Genomic DNA, 5244 nt, shown 5'->3' with positions numbered 1-5244 from the left:
CGAGCCCCGGGCCGAACTGCTGCCGCAGGACAAGCTGGTGATCGTCAAGGCGCTCCAGGCCGAGGGTCTGGTGGTCGCCAAGGTCGGGGACGGCATCAACGACGCCCCGGCCCTGGCCCAGGCGGATGTCGGCATCGCCATGGGCGGCGGCACCGACGTGGCCCTGGAGACCGCGGACGCCGCCGTCCTGCGCGGCCGGGTCAGGGACATTCCCGACATGATCGCTCTGTCCCGCGGAGTGATGGGCAATATCCGGCAAAACATAACCATCGCCTTGGGATTGAAGGCCGTCTTCCTGGTCACCACCGTGATCGGAGTGACGGGCCTGTGGCCCGCCATCCTCGCCGACACCGGAGCCACGGTCCTGGTCACGGCCAACGCCATGCGCCTGCTGCGCTGGACGCCGCGTCGACAGGCCTGACGGGAGAGAGCCGGGCTCGAAGGGCCGCGCCGGGAGGGATCCGGGTCAGCCCCTGGCCAGCGAAGGTCAGGGATTATCCGGCGCCGCGCAACCCTGCCTCCGCTCGCGGATTGCATCCCGACACGGCAAGCGACGCCGGAGCGGAGCGCAGGGTGTCATGGGCGAACAGACTGGCGATCAACCGGATGTCGATGGCGAGCGCCCCGACACCGCGAGGACCCGCGGCGAGACTGATCCGGACGCTCCCGCGACGCCGCCGAAGCTCCATATGACGGGCAGGGGTCTCAGCCCGGCCGAGTATCGCGCCCAGCACGGCGGTCACCCGCATCAGGCTGACTTTTCGCGAGGCGCCGATGGCGGCGACGACCCGGCGGAAGCGGCTGGGGCGGGCCAACCCGACAGGCCGTGAACCGGTCGCCTGACGCCCTCCGGCCGCGGGTCGGCGGTCAGGTGCCGTTGTGTCGGCCGAACACGCGGGTCGAGCCGTCGTTGAGGATCAGCACCGTCGTATAGGGTTCGCGGCCGGCGGCCTCCATGCCCGGCGAGCCCGCCGGCATGCCGGGCGCGCTCAAGGCCCTGGCGGCGGGGCGTTCGCTGAGCAGCCGATCGACATCGCCGGCGGGGACGTGGCCTTCGATGGCGTAGGCGCCGACCACCGCCGTGTGACACGAGGCCAGCCGGTCCGGAACGCCGTGCTGCGCCCGGATCGGAGCCAGATCCTCGCGCTCGACGACCTCGACGGTCCAGCCGGCCTGGCGCATGTGCGCGATCCAGCCGCCGCAGCAGCCGCACCAGGGCGTCTTGTAGGCGGTCATCCGCTTCGGCGGCGCGGCGAGGGCCGGGCCGGCGAAGGCGAGGGCCGGCAGCGCCGTCAGAAGGGCGCGTCGGGAGGGGGAGGGCGAAGAGGCGGGCATGACGGCATCCTGGCGAGCGAGGCGACGATCCTAGCCGGATCGCCGGGCGTTGACGACGCTGACGATGTCGCGGGCCGCCGTCAGGCCTGGCGCCCCCAGGACGCGAGCAGACCGCCCTGGCCCGAAAACCGGCGGGGCGTCGTGCGGGGCGAACTATGGGACATTGCGCTTCAGGTCGTCCAGCCAGACCCGGGCGCTCGCGTCCGAGGGCGCCCGCCAGTCGCCGCGCGGCGAAAGGTTGCCGCCCGAAATCAGCTTGGGGCCGTTCGGCATGGCGGAGCGCTTGAACTGGCTAAGGTCGAAAAACCGGGTGACAAACACCTCCAGCCATTGCTTGATCGTCGGCAGATCATAGGCGGCGCGCGAGGCGGCCGGGAAGTGGGCCGGCCACGCCCCCGCCTCGAGATCCCGCCAAGCGTGCCAGGCCAGGAAGGCGACCTTGGAGGGACGCAGGCCGTAGCGCGTCAGGTAGAACAGGTTGAAATCCTGCAGTTCGTAGGGCCCGATCCTGGACTGCGTGCTCTGAAGCGCGTCCGCGGCGGCCTGCGGCACCAGCTCGGGCGAGATCTCCGTGCCCAGCACGCCAAGCAAGGTCGCCGAGGCCGCCTCGTCCAACTGCCCGGTGGCCGCGACCCAGCGGATCAGGTGCTGGATGAGGGTCTTGGGGACCGAGCCGTTGACGTTGTAGTGGCTCATGTGATCGCCGACGCCGTAGGTCTGCCAGCCCAGCGCCGACTCGGACAGGTTGCCTGTGCCGAGCACCAGGCCCTCGCGCTGGTTGGCGAGCCGGAACAGGAAGTCGCTCCTCAGCCCGGCCTGGACGTTTTCGAAGGTGACGTCGTAGACCGGTTCGCCGCGGGCGAACGGGTGGCCGATCGCCTCCAGCATCGTCCGCGCCGCGGGCCGGATGTCGATCTCTTCGCCCGTCACCCCGAGGCTTCGCATCAGGGCCCAGGCGTTGCGCTTGGTGCCCTCGCTGGTGGCGAAGCCGGGCATGGTGAAGCCCAGGATGTCCGTGCGCGGACGGCCCAGGGCGTCGAAGGCCTTCGCCGCGACCATCAGGGCGTGGGTGGAGTCGAGGCCGCCGGAGACGCCGACCACGACGCGCCTGACGCCCGCCGCGTCGAGGCGCTTGGCGAGGCCCTGCACCTGGATGTTGAAGGCTTCATAGCAATCCTGGTCCAGCCGGGCCGGATCGTCCGGCACGAACGGAAACCGGTCGTGCGGCCGCAGCAGCCCGATATCGACGTGCTCCGCCGCATGCTCGAAGGCGATCCGCCGGAAAGCGTGCTCGGGGTGGCCGGCGGCGGCGGCGGCGTTGTTGAAGGTGGGCGTCCGCAGCCGCTCGAGGCGCATGCGTTCGACGTCCACGTCCGCCACGGCCATCTGGGCGACGTCCGGGAAGCGGCGGGTCGCGGCCAGCAGACGGCCGAGCTCGTGGATGGTCGCCTGCCCGTCCCAGGCCAGGTCGGTGGTGCTCTCGCCGGGCCCGGCCGCGGCGTAGAGGTAGGCGGCCTGGCATCGCATCGACTGCGAGGCGCAGAGCAGCGCGCGCTCGTCGGCCTTGCCGACCACGATGTTGGACGCCGACAGGTTGCAGAGCAGGGTGGCTCCCGCCAGCGCCGCCAGGGTCGAGGGCGGGGTGGCGGCCCAGAAGTCCTCGCAGAGCTCCATGTGGAAGACGAAGTCCGGGACGTCGCTGGCCTCGATGATCAGGTCGGTCCCGAACGGCGCCCTCTGCCCGGCGACGGCGATGTCCAGGCCGCGCACGCCGGCGCCGGGGGCGAACCAGCGGTTCTCGTAATACTCCCGATAGTTCGGAAGGAAGCTCTTGGGCACGACCCCCAGGACGCGGCCCCGGGCGAGGGCGACGGCGCAATTGTAGAGCCGTCCGTTGCGGACGAGGGGCGCTCCCACCACCAGCACCGGCTGCAGGTCCCGGCTCGCCTGCACGAGCTCGGCGAGCGCGGCGTTCACCGCCTGAAGGAGGGCGTCCTGGAGCAGGAGGTCGTCGATCGCATAGGCGGACAGGCCCAGCTCCGGAAACAGCATGAGGTCGGCGCCGCGGGCGTGTCCCTCCCGCGCCAGTTTCAGGGTCTCGAGGAGGTTGGCCGCCGGATCGGCCACGGCGATGCGCGGCGTGCAAACCGCCACACGCACGAACCCCTGCGCCCGGTTGGAATAGAGTTCATGCGCTCGGCCTCCTTTGGCGTCGACCGGTACAGGAGCGGCCCGGCGCCCGGCAAGTTGCGCCCTCCGTCGCGCGCCGCGGCCGCCCGAGCTCGGGCCCGCCGTCATCGCGGGCAGGCGGAGCTCGCTGTCGAGGGCGTCGCGGCGCCCCCGACGGCGGCCTACGGCCGCACGGCCGCGTAGAGGGAGATCGACCCGGTCGGGGTGGGAATCCGCCGCGTCTCGCTCACGGCCTCGAAGCCGGCTTCGCGCATGAGGTCCGGGAGCACGCCGAGCGCATTGGGCTCGGTGTGCTCGAAGCCGTCCAGCATCTGAACCTGCCGGAAGAGCAGGCGCATCAAGGGATTCGCCTGGCGGCCGGCGTCGGCCATATGCAGCCGGCCGCCGGGTCGAAGCGCGCCCAGGCAGGCGGCGAGGATCGCCCGCTTCACGGGCATCGGGCATTGATGCAGCACCAGGCTCGAGACCACCTTGTCCGCGGCCGCGCCCGGCAGGATCGCGGTCAGCGCGTCCCCGTAGCCGGCTCGCCATTCCACGTGGACCCCGGCCCGGCGAGCCTTGTCGCGCGCGATCTCCAGCACCGCCTTGTCGGGATCGACGCCGATGAGGCGCGATCCCGGCGACGCCGTCTTGAGCTGGATCGCGAAGGTCCCGGTGCCGCAGCCGACGTCGAGGATTGTCTCGCCAGGCTGCGGATCGGCTTCCGACAGCAGGGCGCACCGCCAGCGACGCTCCCGGGTCATGACGGCCAGCACCCTGTCGTAGGCGCCGGTGAGCTCGTGGCGACCGAGCGCGGGGACGAAGTCTCTGTCCTGGTTCATGGCGACGAGCATCGCCTGGATTCGGGCTCGCCGCTTGAACGAAGCGGCTGCTCAGCCGGAGGGGACCAGGCGCCGCGGCTGCACCCCGAACATCGCCTTCATCGTCCGCGCGAGGTGCGCGCCGTCGGAGAAGCCGGCCTCATGGGCGGCGGTGGTCACGTCGACCCCGCCCGCCAGCAGTGTCGCCGCAAGCTGCAGCCGCCGCCAGAGGACGAACCGCTTGAACGACAAGCCTTGCGCTTCGGCGAAGACGTGACGGAACCGGTCGGCCGACAAACCCGCGCGGCCCGCAGCCGCATCGAGCCGCACGGGGCCTTCCGAGAGCGCGGCGTCGATGAACGTCAGGACGCCGGCCATCCAGGACACCGCGGGCGCGGCCGGCTCGCCTCCGGCTCCGCCCGCCTGGTCCGACCAGAACCGCCGACGGCCCTCGGCCGCCAGCACGTGGGCGCTGGACGCGCGGACGAGCACGGCCCGAAGCGCCGCGCGCGCCTCCACGCCCAGACTTCCCGGCTCGAAAAACAGGATCTCGGCCTGCGCCGCGGCGCCGAGCCGATGGCCCACGAGCGGATCGACGAGAAACGCCGTGGCGCGAAGGACGCGGCCGCCCGCAGTCTCGACGGCGATCGGCCGGTCGGCGAACACCGCCTGCGCCGCGAGGTGCCGGTGAAGCGCGTTGTCGCCGACCGCGCCGCGCCACCGCGCCCAGCCCGGGCCGATCTGCAGACCCCCGCGCCAGGCGCCGTCAGGGCTCACCGGCGCGCCACAGGCGGGAAACGACGCCGGATGGGGTCAGTCACGGTCCCGGCCCCCGGATCGGCCGCGGCGATCTCGCTCGTCGCGGCGGTCGGATCGCGCGGGCTCGTCGGCGTCGTCCTCGAGGCGCTCTTCCCGCGCC

The 5244-nt window shown here is 72.2% G+C and carries 4 protein-coding genes and 1 pseudogene; 1 reads left to right on the top strand and 4 read right to left on the bottom strand.

Annotation, left to right across the window (positions count from 1 at the left end):
• A partial coding sequence (locus Q0C81_RS15460) for an HAD-IC family P-type ATPase (RefSeq protein WP_291839891.1) occupies window positions 1–421 on the top strand: 421 nt, incomplete at its 5' end.
• 446 nt (window positions 422–867) lie between these two features.
• Here the strand turns inward: Q0C81_RS15460 and Q0C81_RS15455 are convergent.
• The 4 genes and pseudogenes from Q0C81_RS15455 to Q0C81_RS15440 all read right to left on the bottom strand — a co-directional run bounded on the left by Q0C81_RS15455 (window position 868) and on the right by Q0C81_RS15440 (window position 4991).
• Window positions 868–1335, bottom strand: coding sequence for a DUF411 domain-containing protein (locus tag Q0C81_RS15455; RefSeq protein ID WP_035307575.1), 468 nt, complete (start codon window positions 1333–1335; stop codon window positions 868–870).
• A 153-nt stretch (window positions 1336–1488) separates the two neighbouring features.
• Window positions 1489–3519, bottom strand: a pseudogene (locus Q0C81_RS15450) (NAD(+) synthase); the annotation flags it as partial.
• A gap of 167 nt (window positions 3520–3686) precedes the next feature.
• Window positions 3687–4358 (bottom strand): class I SAM-dependent methyltransferase, encoded by a 672-nt coding sequence (locus Q0C81_RS15445; protein ID WP_230307678.1) that lies wholly within the window; start codon window positions 4356–4358, stop codon window positions 3687–3689.
• 39 nt (window positions 4359–4397) lie between these two features.
• The gene (locus Q0C81_RS15440; protein ID WP_291839888.1) at window positions 4398–4991 is read right to left on the bottom strand and encodes an AraC family transcriptional regulator; all 594 of its coding nucleotides are present in this window, start codon (window positions 4989–4991) and stop codon (window positions 4398–4400) included.
• Window positions 4992–5244 lie beyond the last annotated feature (253 nt).

It is taken from the genome of Brevundimonas sp. (assembly GCF_023259385.1).
Lineage (GTDB): Bacteria > Pseudomonadota > Alphaproteobacteria > Caulobacterales > Caulobacteraceae > Brevundimonas.
This window is presented reverse-complemented; position numbering and strand designations above follow the sequence as displayed.